The organism is Staphylococcus sp. EG-SA-15 (assembly GCF_017151895.1).
In the GTDB taxonomy this organism is placed as follows: Bacteria; Bacillota; Bacilli; order Staphylococcales; family Staphylococcaceae; genus Staphylococcus; species Staphylococcus aureus.
On sequence record NZ_JACVZN010000001.1, the window covers coordinates 284,578 to 310,102 of the forward strand.

At 31.5% G+C, this 25,525-nt stretch carries 31 protein-coding genes; 9 read left to right on the forward strand and 22 right to left on the reverse strand.

The window, feature by feature from the left end; all coding sequences use genetic code 11:
• Positions 1 to 54 precede the first annotated feature (54 nt).
• The 3 genes from ybaK to norA form a co-directional block, all read right to left on the reverse strand.
• Positions 55 to 537, reverse strand: coding sequence for a Cys-tRNA(Pro) deacylase (gene ybaK, locus IDG64_RS01395; protein ID WP_001107241.1), 483 nt, complete (start codon positions 535 to 537; stop codon positions 55 to 57).
• A gap of 173 nt (positions 538 to 710) precedes the next feature.
• Positions 711 to 1,163 (reverse strand): hypothetical protein, encoded by a 453-nt coding sequence (locus IDG64_RS01400; protein ID WP_000216727.1) that lies wholly within the window; start codon positions 1,161 to 1,163, stop codon positions 711 to 713.
• Positions 1,164 to 1,455: 292 nt separating this feature from the next.
• Positions 1,456 to 2,622: a multidrug efflux MFS transporter NorA gene (gene norA, locus IDG64_RS01405; RefSeq protein WP_001041274.1), complete on the reverse strand. Its 1,167-nt coding sequence runs from the start codon at positions 2,620 to 2,622 to the stop codon at positions 1,456 to 1,458.
• 208 nt (positions 2,623 to 2,830) lie between these two features.
• Between norA and IDG64_RS01410 the strand changes: the two genes are divergently transcribed.
• From IDG64_RS01410 to IDG64_RS01420, 3 genes are all read left to right on the forward strand, one after another.
• Positions 2,831 to 3,253: a PPC domain-containing DNA-binding protein gene (locus IDG64_RS01410; RefSeq protein ID WP_000776015.1), complete on the forward strand. Its 423-nt coding sequence runs from the start codon at positions 2,831 to 2,833 to the stop codon at positions 3,251 to 3,253.
• A gap of 185 nt (positions 3,254 to 3,438) precedes the next feature.
• The gene (locus tag IDG64_RS01415; protein ID WP_001191875.1) at positions 3,439 to 4,056 is read left to right on the forward strand and encodes a DUF1361 domain-containing protein; all 618 of its coding nucleotides are present in this window, start codon (positions 3,439 to 3,441) and stop codon (positions 4,054 to 4,056) included.
• The gene (locus IDG64_RS01420) at positions 4,053 to 4,337 is read left to right on the forward strand and encodes a hypothetical protein (RefSeq protein WP_000154462.1); all 285 of its coding nucleotides are present in this window, start codon (positions 4,053 to 4,055) and stop codon (positions 4,335 to 4,337) included. The genes IDG64_RS01415 and IDG64_RS01420 overlap by 4 nt, the downstream gene beginning before the upstream one ends.
• A 154-nt stretch (positions 4,338 to 4,491) precedes the next feature.
• On the opposite strand, the gene IDG64_RS01425 is transcribed toward IDG64_RS01420, so the two are convergent.
• The 5 genes from IDG64_RS01425 to IDG64_RS01445 all read right to left on the reverse strand — a co-directional run bounded on the left by IDG64_RS01425 (position 4,492) and on the right by IDG64_RS01445 (position 10,046).
• On the reverse strand, positions 4,492 to 5,865 hold the full coding sequence (locus tag IDG64_RS01425) for a cryptochrome/photolyase family protein (protein WP_000952043.1): 1,374 nt from the start codon (positions 5,863 to 5,865) through the stop codon (positions 4,492 to 4,494).
• Positions 5,866 to 5,950: 85 nt separating this feature from the next.
• Entirely contained in the window at positions 5,951 to 7,504 is a 1,554-nt protein-coding gene (locus IDG64_RS01430) for an SLC13 family permease (RefSeq protein ID WP_001288060.1), read from the reverse strand.
• A 282-nt stretch (positions 7,505 to 7,786) separates the two neighbouring features.
• Complete coding sequence (locus IDG64_RS01435) at positions 7,787 to 8,074, reverse strand: hypothetical protein (protein ID WP_000180416.1); 288 nt, start codon at positions 8,072 to 8,074, stop codon at positions 7,787 to 7,789.
• 34 nt (positions 8,075 to 8,108) lie between these two features.
• Complete coding sequence (locus IDG64_RS01440) at positions 8,109 to 9,017, reverse strand: aldo/keto reductase (RefSeq protein WP_000435107.1); 909 nt, start codon at positions 9,015 to 9,017, stop codon at positions 8,109 to 8,111.
• A 102-nt stretch (positions 9,018 to 9,119) separates the two neighbouring features.
• Entirely contained in the window at positions 9,120 to 10,046 is a 927-nt protein-coding gene (locus tag IDG64_RS01445) for a CobW family GTP-binding protein (protein WP_000794421.1), read from the reverse strand.
• A 226-nt stretch (positions 10,047 to 10,272) separates the two neighbouring features.
• Between IDG64_RS01445 and mgrA the strand changes: the two genes are divergently transcribed.
• Entirely contained in the window at positions 10,273 to 10,716 is a 444-nt protein-coding gene (gene mgrA, locus IDG64_RS01450) for a global transcriptional regulator MgrA (protein ID WP_001283444.1), read from the forward strand.
• 126 nt (positions 10,717 to 10,842) lie between these two features.
• Here the strand turns inward: mgrA and IDG64_RS01455 are convergent, their stop codons facing one another.
• Both IDG64_RS01455 and IDG64_RS01460 read right to left on the reverse strand, forming a co-directional pair.
• Positions 10,843 to 12,516, reverse strand: coding sequence for an amino acid ABC transporter ATP-binding/permease protein (locus IDG64_RS01455; RefSeq protein WP_000857604.1), 1,674 nt, complete (start codon positions 12,514 to 12,516; stop codon positions 10,843 to 10,845).
• Positions 12,513 to 14,144, reverse strand: a complete 1,632-nt coding sequence (locus tag IDG64_RS01460) for an ABC transporter ATP-binding protein/permease (protein ID WP_000737146.1) — start codon at positions 14,142 to 14,144, stop codon at positions 12,513 to 12,515. The genes IDG64_RS01455 and IDG64_RS01460 overlap by 4 nt, the downstream gene beginning before the upstream one ends.
• A 218-nt stretch (positions 14,145 to 14,362) precedes the next feature.
• Here IDG64_RS01460 and IDG64_RS01465 point away from each other — a divergent pair, with 218 nt between their 5' ends.
• From IDG64_RS01465 to IDG64_RS01480, 4 genes are all read left to right on the forward strand, one after another.
• Positions 14,363 to 15,238: an undecaprenyl-diphosphate phosphatase gene (locus IDG64_RS01465; protein ID WP_000469890.1), complete on the forward strand. Its 876-nt coding sequence runs from the start codon at positions 14,363 to 14,365 to the stop codon at positions 15,236 to 15,238.
• A gap of 171 nt (positions 15,239 to 15,409) precedes the next feature.
• The gene (locus IDG64_RS01470; RefSeq protein ID WP_000358508.1) at positions 15,410 to 16,093 is read left to right on the forward strand and encodes a hypothetical protein; all 684 of its coding nucleotides are present in this window, start codon (positions 15,410 to 15,412) and stop codon (positions 16,091 to 16,093) included.
• Positions 16,094 to 16,095: 2 nt separating this feature from the next.
• Positions 16,096 to 16,554 (forward strand): YaiI/YqxD family protein, encoded by a 459-nt coding sequence (locus IDG64_RS01475; RefSeq protein ID WP_000148828.1) that lies wholly within the window; start codon positions 16,096 to 16,098, stop codon positions 16,552 to 16,554.
• Between the two features lies 1 nt (position 16,555).
• Positions 16,556 to 17,122: an LOG family protein gene (locus IDG64_RS01480; RefSeq protein ID WP_000820892.1), complete on the forward strand. Its 567-nt coding sequence runs from the start codon at positions 16,556 to 16,558 to the stop codon at positions 17,120 to 17,122.
• Positions 17,123 to 17,217: 95 nt separating this feature from the next.
• On the opposite strand, the gene IDG64_RS01485 is transcribed toward IDG64_RS01480, so the two are convergent.
• The 4 genes from IDG64_RS01485 to IDG64_RS01500 form a co-directional block, all read right to left on the reverse strand.
• Positions 17,218 to 17,760 carry a GNAT family N-acetyltransferase gene (locus tag IDG64_RS01485; RefSeq protein ID WP_000638620.1) on the reverse strand — a complete coding sequence of 181 codons (543 nt, stop codon included), beginning with the start codon at positions 17,758 to 17,760 and terminating at the stop codon, positions 17,218 to 17,220.
• Positions 17,761 to 17,839: 79 nt separating this feature from the next.
• Complete coding sequence (locus IDG64_RS01490) at positions 17,840 to 18,139, reverse strand: hypothetical protein (protein ID WP_000545115.1); 300 nt, start codon at positions 18,137 to 18,139, stop codon at positions 17,840 to 17,842.
• Positions 18,140 to 18,276: 137 nt separating this feature from the next.
• Positions 18,277 to 18,666, reverse strand: a complete 390-nt coding sequence (locus IDG64_RS01495) for an SA0632 family lipoprotein (protein ID WP_206171275.1) — start codon at positions 18,664 to 18,666, stop codon at positions 18,277 to 18,279.
• A 66-nt stretch (positions 18,667 to 18,732) separates the two neighbouring features.
• The gene (locus IDG64_RS01500) at positions 18,733 to 19,176 is read right to left on the reverse strand and encodes a GNAT family N-acetyltransferase (protein WP_001259679.1); all 444 of its coding nucleotides are present in this window, start codon (positions 19,174 to 19,176) and stop codon (positions 18,733 to 18,735) included.
• Positions 19,177 to 19,302: 126 nt separating this feature from the next.
• Here IDG64_RS01500 and IDG64_RS01505 point away from each other — a divergent pair, with 126 nt between their 5' ends.
• Positions 19,303 to 19,992 (forward strand): DUF1129 domain-containing protein, encoded by a 690-nt coding sequence (locus IDG64_RS01505; RefSeq protein ID WP_000842860.1) that lies wholly within the window; start codon positions 19,303 to 19,305, stop codon positions 19,990 to 19,992.
• A 98-nt stretch (positions 19,993 to 20,090) separates the two neighbouring features.
• On the opposite strand, the gene IDG64_RS01510 is transcribed toward IDG64_RS01505, so the two are convergent.
• The 8 genes from IDG64_RS01510 to IDG64_RS01545 all read right to left on the reverse strand — a co-directional run bounded on the left by IDG64_RS01510 (position 20,091) and on the right by IDG64_RS01545 (position 25,441).
• Complete coding sequence (locus IDG64_RS01510) at positions 20,091 to 20,579, reverse strand: DUF456 domain-containing protein (protein ID WP_000152582.1); 489 nt, start codon at positions 20,577 to 20,579, stop codon at positions 20,091 to 20,093.
• Entirely contained in the window at positions 20,576 to 21,796 is a 1,221-nt protein-coding gene (locus IDG64_RS01515) for a sugar efflux transporter (RefSeq protein WP_000367064.1), read from the reverse strand. The genes IDG64_RS01510 and IDG64_RS01515 overlap by 4 nt, the downstream gene beginning before the upstream one ends.
• A 45-nt stretch (positions 21,797 to 21,841) precedes the next feature.
• On the reverse strand, positions 21,842 to 22,213 hold the full coding sequence (locus IDG64_RS01520; RefSeq protein ID WP_142758962.1) for a hypothetical protein: 372 nt from the start codon (positions 22,211 to 22,213) through the stop codon (positions 21,842 to 21,844).
• A gap of 59 nt (positions 22,214 to 22,272) precedes the next feature.
• Entirely contained in the window at positions 22,273 to 23,139 is an 867-nt protein-coding gene (locus IDG64_RS01525) for a LysR family transcriptional regulator (RefSeq protein ID WP_000687412.1), read from the reverse strand.
• 115 nt (positions 23,140 to 23,254) lie between these two features.
• Positions 23,255 to 23,899, reverse strand: coding sequence for a ribonuclease FAU-1 family protein (locus IDG64_RS01530; protein ID WP_000865624.1), 645 nt, complete (start codon positions 23,897 to 23,899; stop codon positions 23,255 to 23,257).
• Between the two features lie 144 nt (positions 23,900 to 24,043).
• Positions 24,044 to 24,160, reverse strand: coding sequence for a hypothetical protein (locus IDG64_RS01535; protein WP_001789973.1), 117 nt, complete (start codon positions 24,158 to 24,160; stop codon positions 24,044 to 24,046).
• A gap of 91 nt (positions 24,161 to 24,251) precedes the next feature.
• The gene (locus IDG64_RS01540; protein ID WP_000833481.1) at positions 24,252 to 24,725 is read right to left on the reverse strand and encodes a cupin domain-containing protein; all 474 of its coding nucleotides are present in this window, start codon (positions 24,723 to 24,725) and stop codon (positions 24,252 to 24,254) included.
• The gene (locus tag IDG64_RS01545; RefSeq protein WP_000532966.1) at positions 24,725 to 25,441 is read right to left on the reverse strand and encodes a YebC/PmpR family DNA-binding transcriptional regulator; all 717 of its coding nucleotides are present in this window, start codon (positions 25,439 to 25,441) and stop codon (positions 24,725 to 24,727) included. The genes IDG64_RS01540 and IDG64_RS01545 overlap by 1 nt, the downstream gene beginning before the upstream one ends.
• Between the last annotated feature and the right edge of the window lie 84 nt (positions 25,442 to 25,525).

Sequence of the window (25,525 nt, forward strand, 5' to 3'; positions counted from 1 at the left end):
AATTTCATCTCTGTCACACTCCTAATCTTGCCCCATACTTTTTGTTGTTATTAATCATTCATGGATAACTGCTCCAATTTTGCCTTTAGTTATTGTAATCAAATCCTCAACAGCTATTGTGATTTGCATTGTTCGAAGCCCACCACTCACACTGATATGACTATAATTTTCACACGATTTGTCAACGACTGTTGGAAACAATGTTTTCATACCAACAGGCGAACACCCACCACGAATGTACCCCGTTACATTTTTCAAATTATCTAAAGGCATAAGCTGCAATTTCTTCTCTCCAACCAAAGCAGCTGCCTTTTTCATATCTAAAGTTTCACTTACTGGGATAACAAATACAAAATGTTCATGTTTTGTATTTTCTAGAACAAGCGTTTTAAATACTGTTTTAACATTTGCTTGTATGAGTTCTGCGACTTCTTGACCAGATAAATGTTCTTCTGGTACCTCAAAGCTATGAACTTCGTATTTAATTTTTGCACGATCAAGCATACGCATCGCGTTCGTTTTCTTATTTTTAGCCATTTCAACACCTCATTTATACTTCTTCAGAACTATATTAACATTTTAAAATACATTACGGATTGGTTGATTTTGACATAACATTTACATCATTTTATAAGTTGAATTCACCTTTTTAAATTAAATTATTGCAAAATAAAAACAGTATATCCAATTAGAATACACTGTTCCATCTATTATTTCGTTATTATGCCTTGATTTGAAATACTTACATGTTGCTTACTAGTTGAATTATCATTGGAATACACATAATTATATCCATGATTTGTCTTAGAAATTCTTTCTAAACCATAATTATCATTGATATGCTTATCTGCATAACGATCAGCAATAACTTGGCACTCTTGTTCGTTAAAAGAATTTGATTTATTTGCATTCACACGATGTTTAAAATGATTTTGCTTTTTCACATTTTCATTCACTTCAGATGCTTTAGCAGTATGAATATTGAGAATATCCATTTTCTTTTTATAAGTATCTTCAGTTGATACATTTATCGCGTTAAGCGTATTAATTGTTTTATGTACCTTAGCAAGCGCATCTTCATTTGTTGCTAATATTAATAAACCAATTAAACAAACGGTTAATATTACAGCAACAAAGCCTAAAAATAAATTTTTTACTGTCATCCCCTTACCCACATTTCCTTACTCATTTTTTATCATCTTAACACATTAACGTTAATGAATTAGGTATGTGGATTGCAATTTAAAAAGAATGTAATATTTGTAACATGTTTATTACTCAAAATCATTTTTTGTTACATATAACATTTAAATATAAAGAGTAAAACATTTAGTCAATCGAATCTTTTTAAATGTAAAGCATCGAATTTTCTTAATAAAATTCATAAGAAAAACGATGCTAATCATTCATAATATTACGCTTTACTTTATATCAATATACACCAAAATACTTATGCTACATATTTTGTTCTTTCAATTTTGCTCTATGTTGCTTTTCAATTAAAACAATAACAACACCTGCTAATGAAACACCTATAGCCATATAAATTGGTGCTTCAATGTGTACATCAAATAACGCACCTGCGATTAAAGGACCTATGAAATTACCCATACTAGTGAATGTCGAGTTCAATCCGCCTGCAAAGCCTTGCCTTTCTCCAGCAATATTAGAAAAATAATTTGTAATGGCTGGTCGTATCATATCAAAACCTATGAAGACAACAAAACTGATTAACATTATTGACCAATAGCCATTAGCAAAAACTAATAATATTAAGACAACAACTGAATATAATAATGACCAAGCTATAAATGTTAACTCTGAGAAATACTTCATAAATTTATCGAAGAAATAGATTTGGAAAAGTGCCCCAAATATACCGCCACCCGTAATAGCAATCGAAATATCTTTAGGTGAATAATTTACCTTGTCAGCTGTGTATAGTGAATACAATGTTTCAAATGCAGATAAACCAAACGATAATACAAGTGTTAAAATAACTGGTGTAATAAACACTTTCCAGTTAATTTTCGTTAGCAATTGTGGCTCTAACTTTTGGAAACCACTTGTCGTAGACTTTTTCGGATCGTGAATCAATACAATTGACATTATAAATGCTAGAATACCTAATGCTCCTGCAAAGTAAAATGGCATACGATGTGAAACTTCTGCCATAAATCCACCAATCCCTGGTCCTAAAATGAATCCAGAATTGATAATCGCTGACATGTAGCCAAAGTTTTTTGCTTTTTGATGGCTTGGTGAAATGTCAGCTATTAAACCTGTCACACCAGGCATTACCATACCAGCACTCATACCACCAATCACTCTCGATAACATCAATACCGAAAAATTGTGGCCAACTGCAAACATAAATTCTGACACTGAAAACAAAATTAATCCTATACATATAATTAATTTCTTCCCTAATTTGTCAGCTAGCGTACCACCAAACGGCGATATAATCATTTGAGATAACGCAAAAGCAGCAACTAGTAATCCTAAATCACTACCAGTTAATCCCAAATCTTTTAAATAAACAGGCAAGACTGGTATTACTAAACCGATACCTAAAAAAATCAAGAAAATATTAAAATATAAGACAAAAATCTGTTTATTCATATGCTCACCTCTTTTTTCTCCATGTCATGCTTAAAGCTGTTATTCTTCTTTTCCACGACAGATTGCAATTCATGCTAAATATTCGTAAAAAGTTTCTATATTGTATTACAACATTGCTACATTTGACAATATTTTTTCTTTGTAATTATCACTATTTTCCATTTAATTGTATAATTAATGACATATTAAAATAAAGGGGATTGATCATATGAAATTGCAAAAAAGTAATCATACTATACTACTAGTGTTGGAAAAAGGAGAAGATATCGTTGAATGTATAACAACCTTTGCAGATGACCAAGACTTAACATTTACATCTGTCAGCGGCATTGGTGCATGTGATGACGTTGTATTAAAATTTTTCAATTTAACAACGAAACAATACGAAGAAAAACATATTACTGAGCCACTGGAATTGACGAGCTTATTAGGTAATATTTCTCATCTAGACAATGGTCATTTTGCACATTTGCATGCTACTTTCGGTACTCAATCATATGAAACTTTTAGCGGACATCTCGCTAAAGCAATTGTTTCTGCAACTGCTGAAATCATTCTTACTGTAACTGATTTGGACATTCAACGTTCATTCAAAGATGCAGTCGGTTTAAATTTACTTGATCCTCAATAGCACTTTACTTTTTAGTTGAATCAAATTTTATTACAAGTTATCATAAGTGCTTAATCATAAATGCATTCTCGTTTATTAATATACTTCAACGAGTTAAATTAAATTTTTAATTAGGAATTGAATGCGTTTATAACTATCACATTTGAATGAATAACTTTTTCATTAGAAAGTAGTGTTTATTATTGATGCAATCTCGATACATCGCTAGAATTTACTTTTTAATTTTATTTATCGTCTCACTTTTTGAGACTAAAATTTTTCAATTTATGACTTTAAATTTGTTTTTAGCATATATACCTTTTGAGCTTAGTCTATTATTACGATTATTCAAACCGAATAAAAAGTATGAATGGCCACTATTTATCATATATAGTTTTATATTTGTGTTACTTTTACCAAATACATTTTATATGGTAACTGATTTAATCCATTTGAACCAATTTCAATTCAACTTTTACGCAGGACTAAATTTAAGTGAGTGGAAATACTTTACCTATTTACTGCTTGGTGTCTTCTTAGCGGTTTATGTGATGATTTTAATCTATTTTGAAATACTAACATTGACTTCTCACCGTTGGCTTAATAGATTAATTGTTGTCGTGCTAATGTTTTTAAATGGATTCGGAATTTATATTGGTCGTTTCTTACGCTTACATTCCGTTTATTTCTTTAATGAGCCCTTACATGTTTTAAATCACATTCTAGAAAGTCTAACGCTTAAAACTGCTATGTTTGTATGTTTTATGGTTGTCATGCAAGTAGCAATTCTATTATTTGGAAAAGGAGTGCGTTTGAACAAGTGACAATAAATATAATCGTTTTAATAGTATCTATCATTGGCTTTCAATTGATTATTGGACACATATGGCATGATATTGGTTTAAGTTATTTAAGAAGTATCTTACTCATGATGCTGCCATTTGGACTAGGTGTATTTATACAACAAGTGTCGTATTACGAACGACAATATCCTAAATGGCAAGTGCCTCAAAACATAAAAGTTAGATTGAAATATATTTATCTCACTACGTTTTTAGAGTATGTCGTACTATACCTCACTTTATTTACGGACATACTAAGATAACATCAAATTAATAAGAAAACTAAATACAACTTATATATTTGAGGAAAGCCAATTTCTATCACATCAATAATAGAAATTGGCTTATTTATATTGCTTAAGAACTTTATATTCTGCTCCAGATTTTACTCATGCCTGATCTATCAATTGAGACGAATTAGTCTAATGCTTTAAATGTCGCTAAAACTTGAGATCTCTTTTCTTGATGATCCACTATTTGTTTTGGATAATGACGACCTAATTCAATCCCCTGTTCAAAAAGGTTGGACTCATTGCGTTGCGTATCATGCAAATATTTTGCATCAATTTGATTAAAAATCGGAAGATATGTTTTGATATACAAAGCTTTAGCATCAAAGCGTTCACTCTGTCTTATTGGATTAAACATTCTAAAATACGGCACTGCATCCGTACCTGTAGAAGCAGACCATTGCCATCCATGAATATTTGATGCTGCATCATAGTCAATAAGGTGCTTTCTAAAGAATTTTTCTCCCCATGTCCAATCTATAAATAAATCTTTGGTTAAAAATTGCGACACAACCATTCTCATTCGATTATGCATAAAACCAGTTTGTGTCAATTCCATTATTGCTGCATCAATGATTGGAAATCCTGTTTGCCCTTCGCACCATGCATTAAAATTCGCTTCATTTTGCGACCATTTTATCTGTCGATATTTAGGTTTGAAAGCTTGGTATGAGGTTTCAGGATACTGTGTCATTAACACATAATAAAATTCTCTAAAAATGAGTTCACGTATAAATGCTTCATAGTTTGCCTCATCTTCATCATAACGCGCCAATAAATCATTAAAAATTTCAATAATATCTAATAATCCATATGCTAAAGCAACACTTAGCTGACTTGTTAATACTTCAGGTAAATAGTCTCTTCCGCTTTCGTAATTCTGTATATCTTGATCTAAAAAATGTTGCCATTTATTCTGTTCAATTATTTGTGAGGATCCAAATGCTATGTCATCAAACACTAAATCATCAGGTGATGCAATGACGAAGTCTTCGAATGATTTTAAATCATAGTGATATACGTCTCTATGCCTCAAGTAAGGTCGCCATTTTTTATAGAAACTAGTAAAAACTTTGTATGGCTCCCCTTGTTGATTCATTGTTTTACTCGCTTTAAAGTAATGATTCCCACGTATCAAAGTAACGGCAATGCGTGCTTCATTGAATAAAGAACGTTGATGTAAAATATCATACTCTTCAAAATGATAACTCATAATATCACCCGCAGTCACTACTTCAGAGATATTGTTTTCTTTACAAAATGAAATGATATCGTCATAAGACATAACATAAGGTGTAAGCTTTTCTGCGTGCAACGATTGGTAAAAGCGCTGCAAAGTACCGCGATAAAACTGTGCTTTCAAATCAGAAGCTGAAGACATGTCCTCTTCCGGAATGATAAAATAACATGCATCAATGTCTTCTTTTTGTTGATAAATATATTCAAATAATGGATTGTGTTCCATTCGAAACATTCGATTTAATAACACAGCAATTGCCATAAACAAAACACCCTTCAATTATCTTTTTATTTTATTAAGCTTTTTGTCACTTTAAAATAACCTAGATTCTTATTTATATTTTTAATTAAAGCAAACCTAACCATTTCCAATAAGTCATGCTAAAAACTATCACTAGAATATACCCTACAATTGTCAATGGTATACCTGCCTTCAAGAAATCTTTAACCGTAAAAGTACCAGTGCCATAAGCCAACATATTTTGAGGTGCACTAACAGGTAATAAGAAACCAAAACTAATAACAAATTGTTGAATTAAAACAAATCCTATAGACTGGTCTCCTAAGTGTAACGTAGAGGTTAGCGAAATAAAAACAGGTATTAACGCTGATGATAAACTTGTTGCACTCGCAAAGCCCAAATGAATCAATATATTAAAAAGCGTGATAAGTGCAATTGTCGCGATAATAGGTAAATGTTTTAAACCTAAAACACCAAAAGTTTGATCACTTAACCATTGAGCTGCACCTGTTTTCAAAAGAACGTTACCTAGTGAAATACCTACACCAAACACGATAATTGTTCCCCATGGTATTTTATTTTCAACATGTTTCCATGTCATGACACCAATTTTCGGCATTAACATAACACCTAAAGCAATAATAGTAATGGATGCAGAGTCAATCGGATGTAATACTTTTTCAGTTGACCAAAACAGTAATAATAACATCGATATAACAATTAAACGCCATTCACGTGCGCTAACGGGGCCAAGTTTATGCAATTCTTCTTTTATTAAATCTTTGCCACCCTCTATTGTATTAATTTCGGGAGGCATCACTTTAATCATGATGAAATATAAAGCTATAGACATAACTATGGACCAAGGCGCTGCATATAAGAACCACTCGCCCCATGAAACATCAAATCCTAATTGATGGTTTATAAAATTAATCGCTACGATATTTTGTGCTGCCGCCGTTTTGATACCAATATTCCAAATTGACACAGCTTGTACCGAAGTAATTATTAATAAAGACGCTAACTTGCTATCTTTGGAAACTTTAAATGCCGCAATCATACCCAGCAAGATTGGTACAACTGCCCCTGCTCTAGCTGTTGCAGAAGGAACGAAAAATGCAAGTACAATTGAAACGATAATTGCTCCAATAACTATATTTCTAGTTTTATTACCAACAATTGATAACACTAAAAGAGCTAGTCTTTTATGCAAATTCGTTTCTTGCATAGCAGCAGCCAAAAATAATGCGGCTGCAACGAGAGCTACAGCTGAAGTTGCAAATCCACTAAACGCTAATGATAATGCATGATTAGTTCCTAGAAGGTCACTTCCAGCTAAAACAGCACTGCCACTTTTCGGATTACCTAGCTTCTCCCCTAAATTTTGAACCGGGCTAAATCCTAAAAGTAATATCATTAAGCCAATAATTAAAGTTGCTGACACCGGATATGATACAGCTTCCGTTACCCACATAATAACTGCAAAAGCTAAAATAGCTAGTACTGCCTTAGCCATTATCGGCAGACTTGAAGGTGCCGGGAGTAATAGTACAACTATAAGTATTATAAAACTCATGACAATCCAAAATGTCTTGTATTGCTTTTTTGTCTTTTCTTTCTTTTGTTGTTCATGTTCAACTACATGTTTTTCTTCTGACATAACAGTCACCCCTTTGTTTAATCTTAATTTAATTATAACAATTTTTTAAAACATACATTTTTAATTTATGCAAAATACACAATTTTATCGAAATATTTTGTAAATAATATTGCTAGGTGATGAGTTATCTCGGTTAATTACAAAACGATATCTAAGTTTAAATATTAGATCATAAAAAAACTATCTACTGAATATCCTCATAGCATCATTTTTCTAAGCAAAAGTTAAACTTAGTTAGATAAAATGCAAATGAGATTATTGTAGATAGTCTCTTTTTAATGTTTAAAAATGATTAATGCCATAAACATAAATAATTCCAAAGAATGCCGCGCCACTAAGCACTGTTAATATAAGACTTAGTAACAATGTGCGTTTATAATGTTTAATAAATGCTATGAACAAAATGACTACATTATACGCAAAGAAAAGTCCGAATAATGTCATTGTTATTTTCAAATCAGAATAGAAAATATTTAATAGTAATACAATGACTGCATAAATTAAATACGGAATAACTATAAATTTGCGTTCAAATCTTAATTGTTCGAAACGTTTATCTTCGTTTGTCATGATATGCTCCTTTATGATTTAAAAGTAAATAAGTTTACGGAATATCTTGTCCGATAATAGCGGTGTAAATGTCAAACCACGACTGATCATCTAAATTAAGTTGTAGCCCTTCGATTGCTTGATCAATACGCTTTAACTGACTTGTTCCAAGTATCGGCATGATACGATGCGGTATTTTTACTAACCATGCTATCATCACAGCTGTGTCACTCACACCATATTTGTCAGCTATTGATTGAACAACTTTCATAATACGTTGCGCTTTAATATCTTCCTTGTCGAAAATTTTACCGCCTGCAAAAGGACTCCAAGCCATAATTTGAACATGGTTTTGATACATTGAATCCATTGTTCCATCTTGTAAACTATCAACGTGATATGGCGATAATTCTAATTGATTGATGCTAATATGTAGTCTTTCTTTCATAATATATTGATTTAACAATTGGTATTGTGAATGATTAAAATTCGACACCCCGAATGACTTCAACTTACCTTGTTTAACAAGTTTAGTTAATGCATCAGCAACTTGTTCTGGATCCATCAATGGTGAAGGACGATGAATGAGTAGACTATCTAAATAATCTACATTCAAATTGATTAATGACTGTTCAACAGATTTCACGATGTGCTTACTACTCAAATCATAACGATGTCCATTTGTAAAATCAAATTGCTTAGAAGGCAAAATGATACCACATTTCGTAACAATTTGAATTTTATTTCTTAATTCGGGTGATAAATCCAAAGCATTACCAAACAGTGATTCACATTGATAATCCCCATAAATATCAGCATGATCCATCGTTGTAATTCCACGTTCAACTAATTCATTTATAAAATAATTTAACTCTTTCGCAGTCATCTTCCATTCATTTGCACGCCAAAAACCTTGTACAAGCCTAGAAAAATGAACATAGTGATTAATCATTATTTGTTCCATATCTCATCCACTCCATCCCTCAATGTCACAAAATATTCACAATAAAAGTATTAAGAAATTAATGTGCTATTTCCGTTAAATTGAAACAACACATTTTCTGATTTACGTAAATTGTAGCATATCCAATTGATTACGTATGTGATTTGTATCTAAAGTTTCACCAATAATAACAATCGTTAATGGTAATTGCATGTCAATTATTCCATAGTCTGGTAAACCATATGCATATTGAAATTCATAAATTGCATTTGGTTGATCTCTAAATGACACATAACCTTTCAAACGTAGAACAGATTCCGGTAATTTCATTATAAATTGATAAAACAATTGACGATCAATCGGACCTGTAAACGTGTAAGTCATACTTTTAATCCCATGATGATGGTGATGATGAGACGATATCTCTCTGTCTTTAACAGTTAAGTCCAATTCTTCCAACGAAACTTTTCCATAGGTTGTTTTATAAGTTGGAATACTTGCACAAATCATACCTAATTGCTTATCAATTTTCTCAAGACTGTCATCAGTTATAAGATCAATTTTATTAATAATAATCATGTCACTTAGTTTCAACTGATCTTCCATCAGCGAAACTGTATTTTCGGTATATTGATAACGTTCTAAAAATCGAGTCGCATCTAATACACCATAAATAATCGGCTTTTCAAAGAAATTAACGATTTGCGGATCTTGACATGCAACTAGTAATTCCAAAGGATGCGCAATGCCTGTCGCTTCTATGATGACATGATTAACGTCCCCTTTTAAAGCAATGGCTTTTAGTTCATAGACAAGTTCTTGTTTAAGATCGCAACAAACACAACCATTAATCAATGAATGGACTTCAATTTCATTTGAAATACTATTGCTATCAATATCAAAAGTACCGAATTCATTCATGATGATTTTAATTTTCTCATCATTTTTTAATAATTCACTAATATAATGTGTCAGTAACGTGGTTTTACCACTACCCAAAAATCCGTTAATTATGGATATTCTTATTTTTTCATCTTTATTATTTTTCATTTTATATTCTCTTTTCTATTACAGTTATTTTTAAAAATGATAACATATATATTAAATTATCTTTTTGCTTGATTTAATCAAAAATATCTTCTAAACTTTAAACATACTTTAATTTTAGCATGGCATTGAATCAAAGAAAGTTGTGAATTAATAAACAATCAACTTTTTAATGATTACCAATCCGAAAAGAGAAAAAAACGGATAGTATGTCTGGAGGAGAACTTTAATGTCTGATCAACATAATTTAAAAGAACAGCTATGCTTTAGTTTGTACAATGCTCAAAGACAAGTTAATCGCTACTACTCTAACAAAGTTTTTAAGAAGTACAATCTAACATACCCACAATTTCTTGTCTTAACAATTTTATGGGATGAATCTCCTGTAAACGTCAAGAAAGTCGTAACTGAATTAGCACTCGATACTGGTACAGTATCACCATTATTAAAACGAATGGAACAAGTAGACTTAATTAAGCGTGAACGTTCCGAAGTCGATCAACGTGAAGTATTTATTCACTTGACTGACAAAAGTGAAACTATTAGACCAGAATTAAGTAATGCATCTGACAAAGTCGCTTCAGCTTCTTCTTTATCTCAAGATGAAGTTAAAGAACTTAATCGCTTATTAGGTAAAGTCATTCATGCATTTGATGAAACAAAGGAAAAATAATTAACTTTTGTCATGACAATTAAAGTAATGTTTAGAATTTATTAAGAATAGAAAAACAATTAGCACGCGTAAGCTTGTTAGTTAAAAAACTGCTTGAAAGGTTTCTTAGCCTATCAAGCAGTTTTTTTATGCATTATATTGAATCATATTCCATAAAGCACCTTGATTAGCGAGTAATTGTTGATAGTTTCCCTTTTCAACTATTTTACCATTTATCATCACAATGATGGTCTCAAAACGTGACAATAAAGTTAAATCGTGTGTAGCAACAATTAATGTTTCTGCATGTGCTTCAATTAAATCCATAACTTTTAAACTATTTTGTTTATCTAATGCAGTTGTTGGTTCATCTAAAATCCATGTTGATGCAGTATCTTTTAATAACATCCTTGCAATCGCTAAACGCTGAATTTCTCCGCCAGATAATGTATGACCATCTAAGTCAATTTGACGTTCTAGTGCCAAATGTTCTAAATCTAATTGCTTAAATATTGCTTGCACCGCTTCATCTTTTTCATCGGTAAATAAATTTTGACGTATTGTACCATCAAATAATTGTTGAGATTGTAGCAAGACATTTAACGATTCAAACTTATCTTTGTCATCTATTTCAAACATATCCATATTTTCGAAACGAATAGAGCCACTATCTAATTGATATAACCCAGCCATAATTTGTAGTAATGTACTTTTTCCTGAACCAGAAGGCCCCACAATCGCAATCTTTTCGCCTCTATTAACATTAAAATTAATATCCGACAACACATACGTTTGCTGGTTCCAATACTTAAAACTAGCGTCCTTAACTTCATAAATGTTCGTTGCATCATACTTATCATTAAGACGGTTTTTTCCATTAGTAGAAGGTACAGATATCACTTCATTAATATCATGCAATGCTTGGTCAGTATCCGCTTTATAATACGCGACATTTGTCATTGGTACAGCTTGTTCAAATAAAGTTAAGACCATTAAAACTATACTCGTCATATAAATAATATTTAGTTGGCCTGCATTAATTTGAATTAATCCTAGAACTAAACTACCAAAAATCGAAAGCATAGCAATAATATTTAATATAAAATCATAAATCGTTAAAAAGCGTTGCTCTTTAAGTTGTAATTTATCAAAATGATTTAATTTAGCCATCAAATTATCTCGATAATGATTAATTTGATTAAATCGACGTAGTTCATCCATACCAGCTTTATAATCATAAAAATGATTTAAAAATCGGGCCTGTTCATTAGCTGCATGTTTCTTTAAAGTACGTGCTTTTTTTGAGCTTAACCAAGGAACAATGAGTAAAGTAAACAACATGCTAACCATAATCAATAGCGCATGGCCGATTGAAATGAACGCCAATACTATTACTGTAACTAGCGCTGTCAAACCGATGACGACTGGTGGATAATAAACACGTAAATATATATTTTGTAATGCCTCAACACGACTAATCATACGTGAAATTAAATCACTAGAACTCAGTTTACGGTAAACATTAGGAATGACATTTACTAATTTACCGAAAAACTGTACCCGAATATCACGTAGCATTGTAAATGTAGCTTTATGAGAAATAAGGCGCTCTACGTATCGAGTAATAGCTCTTAAAAACCCAAACAATTTTACTGTAACGACTAAAATCATCAGAGCGTATAGTGGCGCACCAAGTGCACTTTGTGTCACCATATAACCACTTAAGAAAAACATGGCGAGCGCAACTAAACTTCCACAAACACCAACAACTATAGCTAACAATAAATCCTTATCTACTTGAAATTTTAGTCGTGTTTTCATAAGTCATCACCATTTTCTGTTATATTTACTGAAATATTGCGATCATCAGCAATCAGTCTTCCATTTTCTATATACAAACGTCGTTGTAAATGGCGAATTGTATTATCTCTATGTGCAATGACAATCATCGTTGTATCTTTAAAATGTTGAAACAGAACGTTCTGAATCATGTGTTCTGTTTGAATATCTAAACCAGTTGCAGGCTCATCAAATATAACGAGATCTGGCTTCATAACTAAAAGACGGCAAAGTTCTATGCGTCTCATCTGTCCACCAGATAACATTTCGCCTCCTTCACCTATTATTGTGTTAATGCCTTTTGTGAAAGATTGCACTTTGTCTAATAAACCTACTTCGTCTAGCACTTCTTCAATAGTATTATTTTCTATATCTTTAAACATCGTAATATTCTCTTTTATAGAAGCACTGAAAATATATGGCTGTTGACTAAGTATTCCTATATTTAAATCACGCTGGTTTGTACTTATAGTACCTATTGTTGGCTGATAAACACCTGCAATTAGATGTGTCAAAGTGGATTTACCTGCCCCGCTTGGACCTACAAGTGCAATTTGATCACCATTATATATTTCCAAATTTAAATCATTTAATACCAATCTATCAGAATTATCATATCGAAATGATATGTCTGTTAACTGAATAAATGGCTTTTGATTTTCCTCATACTTTAATAGAAATTCATTATTATTGTTCGGTTGTTCTAAAAACTCAAACACAACGTCACTGGCACCTTCACTTTGTTTTCCAGTATGGAACGCTTGCCCTAAGTCCTTAATTGCATTATAAAATTCAGGCGCTAAAATAATCGCAATTGCCGCAGTTTTAAAATCAATATTATGAAATACTACTAAGCTTAGCGTTGCTTCCAATGCAACCAATCCAATACCTAACATACTTATAAATTCGAGCATTAAACCCGATAAAAAAGCACTGCGTAAAATGCGCATTGTTAAAGTTCTAAACTGAGTACTATCGTCGTAAATATGCTTCTCTGTTTGCTCTGTACGATTAAATAGCTTTAACGTCACTAAACCTTTAGCAATATTTAAAAACCGTTGACTAAATTGATTCAAATAAGTCATTTGATCTTTTGACTCATCTCGGGTTTTCAAACCGAAAATAATATAAAACAAAGGAATAAATGGTGCAGTTATTAACATAATTAATGCGGTATTGAAATGGATGAAAAACATTGCAATGATTATGATGAGCGGAACCATCATTGATTTGAACACTTGAGGCAAATAACTCTTATAAAAAGGTGCTAGACCATCAATGTTTTCTGTGAGTATAGTCATTTGTTCACCGATTGGATGACCATTATTTTTATAAATAACCCGCTGTCTAAGCATATGCTTAACTTTAAATGCTAATGTATCACCTAACCATTGATTTAGAAATTGCACAGTTGCTCTTAAAAATAAAACACCTAATAAAATAAATAATACAATCCATAAACCTTGAAATTGATGTCTTATAATTTTAGCTAAAAAATCTGCTATTAAAATATTTTGCGTTATAACGAGTATGCCGAGACCAGTACTGACCAAGAACATGAGTACCGGAAAAATTTTATATTGAAACAGTATCGTTGTTAATTTTTTCACAATTATATCACCTAAACCTATTATAAAAGGTTTTCCTTAAAATCAAATTAAATAGCTCAATAAAATATTGTAGTTTTACATGTAAAAGAAAATGAATATATACATCTTTAGTCTAGTATTATAACTATAACTAGCATGTCTTTAAATGAATATGCTATCATGATATGGTAATTTTGATATTTAAATAAATTAAATTGAGTAATGAAAGTGGGTACATTATGTTTATCATTGAATTAATAAAAGGTATTATCTTAGGGGTCGTCGAAGGATTAACAGAATTTGCACCTGTTTCCTCTACTGGACATATGATCCTAGTTGATGATATGTGGTTAAAATCATCTGAATTTTTAGGTTCTCAGTCAGCATTTACATTTAAAATCGTCATCCAATTAGGATCCGTCTTTGCAGCAGCATGGGTGTTCCGCGAACGCTTCTTAGAGATTTTACATATTGGTAAACACAAACATGTTGAAGGAGATAACGATCAACAAAGACGTTCAAAGCCAAGACGTTTAAATTTATTACATGTATTAGTGGGTATGGTGCCAGCAGGTATTTTAGGCTTACTATTTGATGATTTCATCGAAGAACATTTATTTAGTGTGCCAACTGTTATGATTGGCTTATTCGTAGGTGCTATCTATATGATTATTGCTGATAAATACTCAGCTAAAGTTAAAAACCCACAAACAGTAGATCAAATCAGTTATTTCCAAGCATTTGTAATTGGTATCTCTCAAGCAGTAGCTATGTGGCCTGGTTTCAGCCGTTCAGGCTCAACAATTTCAACTGGGGTATTAATGAAATTAAATCATAAAGCAGCATCGGACTTTACATTTATTATGGCTGTTCCAATTATGTTAGCAGCTAGTGGTTTATCTTTATTAAAACATTATCAAGATATTCAGATTGCTGATATACCTTTTTATATTTTAGGCTTTTTAGCTGCATTTACTGTTGGACTAATTGCAATCAAAACATTCTTGCATCTAATTAACAAAATCAAACTAATTCCATTTGCCATTTACAGAATTGTATTAGTAATCTTTATTGCTATACTTTACTTCGGATTTGGCATTGGTAAAGGTATTTAATTTCCTTTTAAAATATAGACTGTCAATTAAGGAATCACTTGATTGGCAGTTTTTATTGTCTTCTTTTAAAAAACATCTGAAATACTTAATAGTGATTCACTACTATCATCGTTTATATTGATGTATCATAGGGTATGTAAAATTAATAAAGTAATTATGGAGGCAAGATCTATGGATAAGAAAAAAGTCATCAAATTTATGATTAATGTATTACCAATTGTATTGGTACCGTTAATTGTTGAACGTAAACGTATCAAACAACATCCGGACGTACAAAAAGTTACAGATGCTACAAGTAAAGTTGCTTCAAAAACATCTGCAGCAATCAGTAACACAGCGAGTGATGTTAAAGAATATGTCGGCGATAAAAAACAAGATTTTGAAAATAAACGTGAACTTAAAAAGTTTGCTAGAGAACATGATCCTGCCTATATTGAGAAAAAAGGCGAAAAATTAGCTAAACAAAATCGTAAAGACGCTAATAAAATGAATAAAATACTTCAAAAAAATATCGAAAAGCGTCATAAAGAAGAGCAAAAAGCCCGCGAAAAGAATGAAATACAACGTATTAAAGATATGAAAAAATCACAAAAATACGAAGAAAAAGCAGGCTTAACACCTAATAAATTAGATGAGAAAACTGAGAAAAAAGGCGATAAACTAGCTGAAAAAAATCGCAAAGAAATCGCTAAAATGAATAAAAAGTTACAAAAAAATATTGAAAAACGACACAAAGAAGAACAAAAACGCCAACAAGAAGCTGATAAAGCACGCATCAAGTCATTTAAAAAATATAAAGATTATGTTGCCAAAAGCGCCTCTCAACAAAATAAAGAAAACAATACAGAGGCATAATTGTGACACATATTATTATTGATGGAGATGCTTGTCCTGTTGTTGATTCTATTATAGATTTAACAACTGAGACAGGCATTTTTGTGACAATTATTCGGAGCTTCAGCCATTTTTCGAACCAATTATATCCTCCACATGTATCAACATTATATGTTGATGATGGACCAGATGCAGTTGATTACAAAATTGTTCAATTATCAACGAAGGATGATATCGTAGTCACTCAAGATTATGGACTCGCAAGTTTATTAGTCGACAAAGTCTTAATTGTCATGCATCATAATGGGAAGATATACAATTCCAAAAATATTCAACAACTATTAGATAAACGATATATGAATGCACAAATTAGAAAACAAGGTGGTCGCCACAAAGGTCCCCCACCTTTTACAAAGCAAGATCAAAAAGTGTTTGAACAATCACTATTAAAAGTCATTCATCGAATTAAGGAGCTGGATTAACATGAAACGAATCGCAGTTTATTGTGGTGCAAGCAAAGGTCATGACCCTTCATATGTACAAAAAGCATACGATTTAGGTAAATATTTTGCTGAACAAGGTTATGAATTAGTATTTGGTGCAGGGTCAATTGGCATTATGGGTGCCATTCAAGATGGTGTATTAGATCATGGCGGCAAAGCTATTGGCGTCATGCCTAAAATGTTAGATGAACATGAAATCACAAGCCAACGTTTAACTGAATTAATTTTAGTTGATTCTATGCATGAACGTAAAAATAAAATGGCAGAACTTGCAGATGCATTTGTCATGGCTCCTGGTGGCGCAGGTTCACTAGAAGAATTTTTCGAAATGTATAGTTGGGCTCAAATAGGTATCCATGAAAAGCCTATTGCCATTTATAATATTAATGGCTTTTTCAATCCACTACAAACAATGATTGACCATATGATTGAGGAAGGTTTTATTGATCCTAAGTATCGTGCTCTTGCACCGTTATGCGACACTAAGGAATCATTAATTGAATCAATATTAAATTTCAAACCTCTGGGTACTCGTTCATACGATTAATCATTCTAAGGTTAAAAAATAAATAAACACCCCTAATATTGTTATCATCAGCTAAACAATGTTAGGGGTGTTTGTTACGCTTATGTATAAATTTTTCACTTTCGAAGATTAATGTAATAGCGCACTTGCCTTTTTAATAAATGATACTTACTTAGATTGGGTAATTCGAAATGATCATACACTGTCATGCCAATTTTTTCCATTACACGTTGTGAAGCTTTATTTGCTTCTGCTGTAAAACTATAGACATCGTATATTTGATGTTCTTCTGCTAACTTCAACGTTGCCTTTGCGCCTTCAGTTGCTAATCCTTTTCCCCAAAATTCTGGCAACAAGCGCCAACCTATTTCATAAAGCGGTAATTCTTTAAATGGATAATCGCTTGTTTCTGGAATATAATTCAAACCTATAAAGCCTATCCATTGATGTGTCTCTTTATCTTCTACAGCAAATAATCCAATGCCATAATCTTTAATAACCGCATCCATAGTTCTCATATCTAATTCTGAACGACGATAACTCAATAAACTTGGAAAGTATTTACGTACGTCATAATTCGCATTCATTTTTTGAAAAGGTAACAGATCATCTTCATGCCAGTCTCTTAATATTAAACGCTCCGTTTCACAATAAATCATCGATTGACACTCCTATATAATTTCTCAATAAAAAACACAAAATCGATATTTTGATCAACTTTGCGTTTTAGATAGCAGTTTATTTTGATTTAGAAATATAACTTATAAGTTCAACATGAACTGGCACTTCTTTTAAACGTGCTCTATCTGATTTCAGCGCAGTAAAAGTTGCATCTATAAAATCTTGTTGATGGTTTAAACGATATGTAGCAACAAAAGTATCTGTATCGGACTCAAAGTTTGGTAAATGTGCAATTACACGCTTAATTTCGCCAGTAGAATCAGCAATCGTATGTCCTGTAATATTTTCTAATTCTCTACCTAATTCTGGCAAAGTAATATCTTGACCCTCTAAAATTCTAAAATCTTGTTCATGCATGCCGTTTCTCTCCTTTATTAATTACGTTGTCTATTTTTACGTTCTATTTCAATCATGACCACATTTTAATTAATACATACCCTTAAAATAAGGTTTAAAACGCTGTACCTTTCATCTATAACAAGTAAGCAATTCAATTATGATTGGTGTTTGTCATTAGCTTTTTGATCTTTATCTGTTGATGTAGGCTTTTTGTGATTATCTTTATCCGATGACTTAGTTTGATCTTTTGATTGCTTATCTTGTGATGCCTCTTTATCTTTATCTTCATTTTTGTCTTTGTCTTTTTTATCATCCTTGTTATCTTCTTTTGAAGGTTTTAAATCTTTCACTTCTTTTTCAAGGTCTTTTTGCTTATCTGCTAATTTTTCTTTTTCTTGTTGAAGCTTTTCTTTTTTATCTTTTAATTCTTTATTTTCTTTTTGTAAATTATCGATATCCTTTTCCAGAGTGGCTTTCTCTTGACTTTTACCACAACCTGTTAAAAATAGCATGACCGCCATAATACTGATGATTAATTTCTTCATATAAAACTCCTTAACGTCATTAAATCTTTTTTAATTTTAACATGAATTAGCAACATAATCCTAATTCTAATCAATATCTTTATACATTTTCACATGACTCACTTGATAACCTAAATCTTTATTCAAAGATATCATTGGCAAATTATTTTTATGAATTGTACTGCTTATTCGCTTTGCATTCATAGTTTTTGCCCATTTTTCAAGCGCAATCTTCAGTTGCGTAGCTATTCCCAGTTTGCGAAATTGTGGTTCAACATATAGCAGTTCAATGTTAACCATACTTTTTTCATTACTAAAATGTCCCCAAATAAACGCTATTAATTGACCTTCATTTTCATATATATAAATTTTATCATTTGTATGTTCTAATCTTGAACATATCATCTCGTACCTAAGAGCAATACTCAGTTTAGTACATTTATAGTTGGATTCTACTTGCGACAATAATGTCTCATGTATATTAGCTATTTGCTTGATATAATTATGTTCATCTTTATTAAGTGTCCTCATTTTCCTCTCCAATATTAATCGTTATATTTATGCGTTTAATATGATATGATTGACCTTATTAATACTATAAAATCATTTCCATTTTAATTTGGAATTAAACATTTTTAAAGGAGCGCTTAAGTAACAATGAAAAGTACTGCGCAATTAACAAAAGAAAATAATGTTAAATCATTAAGATTAAGCAATACTGATAGAGAAATCTTCGAGAATTATATGACTTATATGCGCTCTGACTTTCGCGTCAATCCTCATGATACAGAGTTAATTATTAACCGTATACTTAAACAATTATTAAGCGCAGAACAACATGGTTTATTAGCCTTAGATTTTTTCAATCACGACCCAAAAGCACATGCAATAAAAGAACTAAAAGCGATGCCTAATGAAACATTTAAAAATATTTTTAAATATATCTATCAACACATCGTTCTATTAATTGGGATTGTTAGTTTTCTCAAAGGATTTTTAGGATTTTTCATGGAAAAAAATGGAAGTAATTTATATTTTGTTTCATTCCCGTTTTCAGTAGTCGTTGGATTCTTTATTGTCTTTTTATTTATATGGTTTAGTTTTAAAACAATACAACTGCAGTGTTTTAACAATTCAAATTGGATATGGATATTCACCTATTTAGCAATCATTCTACTAATTGTAGGATTTTTCTATGTATTCTTTATTCCACAATCATTACTTGCCTTTGGACCATATATTCAGGTAAGCAATTGGGTATTTATTATATTTTCATTTATAGTTATGCCTATTGGATTACGCATTGAAAGAAATATTTCGAAAAAACATTCTCATACATTTTTATAAACAAAAAGCTTATTACATCATATGCGAATTTGGTACTGTTAATGATAAAATCACTAAATTACAGTTACCGAAAAACATATTTTGCAATAAGCTTTTTATTAATTAATCAATAAAGCATCTATAAAGAACCATACAATCATTATAAACATAATGATTGCTTGAGCTATACTACTTGTTAAAAATGCTACGATTGAACCTATACTTACTTTAACTGCTCTTTCAAATGAATAGCCTTGTATTAATTCAACTATGAATACCAAAATAAAAGGTATAATAATAATTCCAAATGGCGGTAAAACAAAACATCCAATAACCACACCAATTAAAGCTGCATACTCTCCAAACTTAGAACCACCGAAGCGATTCACAAAATATTTATTAGCTAAAAAGTCGGCACATAAAATTAATATTGTTAGCAATGCCATAGATACATAAAACACCCATGATAAATGCTGATTATGAAAGCCAAATTGATAGATTAAAAAGCCAACCCATAATACTAAAACAGAAGGAATAATCGGCTTAATCAACCCAACAAATGCTAACATGAAGGCAGCGATGATAAGTAGCCATAAAATAATTGTCATGTTGATATCACATCCTCTTTTGTAATTTTTTGATTTTTAGTAAAGAATATAAGTATCATACCTAACATGATTGATGCTGCTGATACAAAAAATACATTTTCCAAACCTACCCAGTGACTCATAGCACCACCTAATAGGTTACCGCCTAACTGTCCAATAACCATTGCATTAGAAAATAGTGTTGAGGCGTATCCTGGAAAATCTGGTAAGATATCTTGGAAATAACTAATACCAATTCCTAAAAGAACCGCTAAGAAAATAGCTAAAAACACCTGTCCTGCTAACATCATATAGAAGTTTTTAAATACCCCAATGCTGAAGTAGAATAAACCACCAAAAATCGCTCCATAAATCAACAATGTTCGAGTCTGTAATCTAGATGATAAAACGCCAAGAATGATCATAAATGGCACTTCTAAACCAGCACATAAACTAGCTAAATAACCGACATGTTGCTCATTTTCTTTTAAATAATCAGTAACAAATAAAGGCATATTCATCGTATACATCCATTGTCCAATGTGTAATAAAATAAATGCAATAAATGGTAATAAAAGTGTTTTGTCTTTAAACATATTAGGAGCAATTTTTTCAACATGTTGTTGCGTACTAATAGGGTGTTTAATGTTTAAATCCTTATAGAAAAACACTTGAAGTACTAAAGTAAATAAAATGATACTTATTGTTCCACCAAACAATCCAGCATAGCCTTTTAATCCGATTAATTGGGCACCAATAAATGGACCAAATAAAAAGCCCAATGAGAACATTGAACGTAATACTGTGTTGGCAAATTGAGCTCTATCTTTAGAGCTTGAAACATTGATAGATTCTCTAGCAGATGCGTAAAGTTGGGGCATTGCTGGTGCAAATAATCCTTGAAAAATCGCATATAGTAATATGAATAACCAGATTGTATCTACAAAAAAGTATATTGAAAAACCAAGCGCACCCATTAATAATGCGAGAATAATAATAATTTTTCTATTAAAGTGATGCGTATCCGAAAATCTAGCAATAATTGAATTTACTGTAAACTGGCTAATCGCTGCAGATGCTAGAAGTAATCCATACTGATTTGTTGTCATACCTAAATCTTTAGTTGCAAAAAGAACAAGATATGGGACCGTAACCGCAATACCCATACCTAGTAGAAACATATTAGCAACAAAGAGTTTATAATTCTTTATTTGTAATAACGCTGCAAACATATCCATAACCCCGCTTCTTAGAGCCCCTTTTAATTTATTAATTAGGGGCTCTTATGCAGTTGGTGCGTTAGCAACCAACTGTATTCCTTTGTCCCCTTTTAATTTATTAATTAGGGGCTCTTTTGCTGTTGGTGCATTAGCAATCAACTGCGTTCCTTTGTCCCCTTTTAATTTATTAATTAGGGGCTCTTTTGCTGTTGGTGCATTAGCAATCAACTGCGTTCCTTTGTCCCCTTTTAATTTATTAATTAGGGGCTCTTTTGCTGTTGGTGCATTAGCAATCAACTGCGTTCCTTTGTCCCCTTTTAATTTATTAATTAGGGGCTCTTTTGCTGTTGGTGCATTAGCAATCAACTGCGTTCCTTTGTCCCCTTTTAATTTATTAATTAGGGGCTCTTTTGCTGTTGGTGCATTAGCAACCAACTACGTTCAATTTAACCGAATAGTTTAAAACTAAATACAAACCTTAAATTAGTCTAAAACTACGCCTTTGGTTGTTCAACAAAGCTCGCCATGAGATTTACAAAAGAATCAACTTGTGGCAATTGCAACATGCTCGGATCATAACTCATAAATGTCGAACGAATCAGCGGTTCATTATCAATTTCTACTTTTTCAAACTCAAATTGTTCTTTGCTGATATTTTTCATCATAATTTCCGGCAAAATTGTAACACCTACACCACTAATCAACATTTCTTTGCAAGTTGCTACTTGATCCACTGTAATAGTTGCATGGTAATCTTGTTCTAAATTATCGTTATACCATTGTTTTATTTGATTTATATAAATCGGATCAGCTTGAAACTCTATAAATGGTAACTTTGTAACATCATCTCGTCTATTTTTTGGAAAAATAAAATAATGATCATCATTAAATAAATGTGTGTTAGCTAAATTCATTACTTTATTTCCACGAGTTATCATAACATGATAATCTCTATGATTTGCTTTAATTTGTTCAGTTGAACCAACTTGCACTTGTATTTCAACATTAGGAAATTGGGCATTATATAGGCTCAAAACTTCAGGAAGTAAGGTTTGTCCAATCAAAGAAGAACACCCGATTGATATTGTTCCATTCACTTCACCAATATGTGCCTGCATTTTGTCAAAAAATAATCGCTCTCTTTTCAACATGTCACGGGCATGCTCAATAATCATTGTTCCTTCAGTTGTTGTAATCAATTGTTTTTTTGTTCTGATAAAAATATCTACTCCAAAAGCATTTTCAATAGCTTTTAGTCTTTGTGTAACAGCAGGTTGAGATATATATAAAATTTCAGCCGCTTTACGTAACGTTTTCGTTTCGTCTAATGTTATTAGTAAACGATAGTCTTCAATCTTCATAATTTCCCCCCATAAATTATTCAATTATTGAACTTTCATGACTACGAGCATTCAAGAGTTCATTACTAACGAATAATTTCACCAATTTTATTGGCATGGCTGCAGCTTGAATTACTTAGTTTTTCTTTTGTTGTTGGTGATTTTTAGTTTGATTATATTGCTTAGGCTTTATTTGTTTGCTTTTTTCAATATTAGTTTTATTTTGTGGCTTTTGATGATTTTTTTGAGCCTTTGCATTAATTTTATTAAAGCAGTACATGATTTTCTTTTGGAATCCTTTAAAATCATTTTCTAACTCTGCCATAATTTGATGTGCAATCATATATGCTTCATGAAATTGCTTTTTTGTAATTTGCTCACTTTCTAATGCAAACATTAAGTCATCTTCATCTACCAACTCATATTCACCACTTGGTAACGCTAAAACATCTAAACATAAATCTACTGTACGCGCATTACCTTTTTGCGTTATATTTTTGATATTTATATCAAAATAATATTCTAATGGATTGCCTTTATTATCAAACATTACAGTTATACTATAACGTTTCTTTTCAGGTAGTATTTGCAACCATTTATAATTGTCATCTGCGACAATGATATTTTGTCCAACTACCGTCACCTCTAAAGGATCACGAACCTTTTTCATCGTGACTAAGCCTATAATACCCTTAAACCTATTATTATTAACTTTTACCTCTGTGTATTCCCTATCAATTAGGCGACGCCAGTGACGTTTATCTATATACTTTACTTTCACAGTCACCAACTCCTTGTCATTATTATATAAAACTACATAAATGATGTCATGTCATGATACAGTTTTATAGTTTTTGTTAATCATATGAAAATATTTATTATTATTTTACTACAACTCGCTTCAATTTACTTAAAATAGACAATATTAATTAGATAGTACACACATTTCTTCATAAAAGTGATTTTTCAAAAATATAAATAACACACTCTTATCGTTTTCAAAATCATTTAATGCTATTTTCATTAAAAACAGCTGTAGCATCAATTCTATTCTGATTCAATCAAGAATACATACAAAAATGAAGTGACTCAAAGGTTTATTAACAACCTTCAAACCACTTCATTGATCATTTTTATTTTAAAGCATATTTTTCAATCACTGATTTAAGATGCGGATATTGTGTAATTAATTCAGATTGCTTAAACAATTCAAACTGCTTAAACTCAAATGCCGGTTGACACATACAACCTACTAAACTATAAGTATTTGAAAATTCGATTGAAGAAGCAAAAATTGTTCCTTTAGGCACTACATATTGCAATACATCTCCATTTTGGATATCAGTACCCAATGTTGCAGTCGTATATTCCCCATCCGGATTTATCATATGAATTGTTAGAGAATCGCCAGCATGATAGTACCATACTTCATCAGCATCAATTCGATGAAAATGCGAAATATTGTCATCTGTAAGTAAAAAATAAATACTACTAAACGGCGCTCTGCGTCCATCTTTCAATACTTCTCGAATTGTCTCTCTATAGAAACCACCTTCAGGATGTGATTCAAGTTGCAATTCATCAATCCATTGTTCTGCTGATTTCATTATTTCAAATCCACATTATGGAATACGTTTTGTACATCTTCTAAATCTTCTAATGCATCGATTAATTTTTCAAATGTTACTTGGTCCGCTTCAGAAAGTTCAATATCTGTTTGAGGTAACATTTCAAATTCAGCAACTTTAAATTCTTCAACACCTGCTGCACGAAGCGCATCTTGAACGACTGCAAATTGATCTGGTTCAGCATAGACTATTGTCAATCCATTATCGTCAATCACATCATTTACATCTACATCTTGTTCCATTAATGTTTCAAGTATTTCGTCAACAGACTTTCCTTCAATACCAAATGTTGCCACATGATCAAACATATAAGCAACTGATCCAGATACACCCATATTACCGCCATTTTTACCAAAAGCAGCTCGCACATCAGAGGCAGTACGATTTACATTATTTGTTAACGCATCAACAATTAGCATTGATCCGCTTGGGCCAAATCCTTCATATCTTAGGTGATCAAAGTTTTCGTCTCCAGCACCCTTAGCTTTATCTATTGCTTTTTCAATAATATGATTCGGCACTGAATATGTCTTAGCGCGTTCAAGCACCAACCTTAAAGCTTGGTTAGATTCTGGATTGGGTTCACCAGATTTTGCTGCAACATAAATCTCCTTACCAAATTTCGCATATATTCTACTTGTGTTTTTATCTTTTTGGGCCTTTTTTTCTTTAATGTTATTCCATTTACGTCCCATAATGTCATCTCGCTTTCGAACTGTTTAATTAACAACATATATTATACATGATTTTTTTATGTTTATATACATTTTCACAATTAA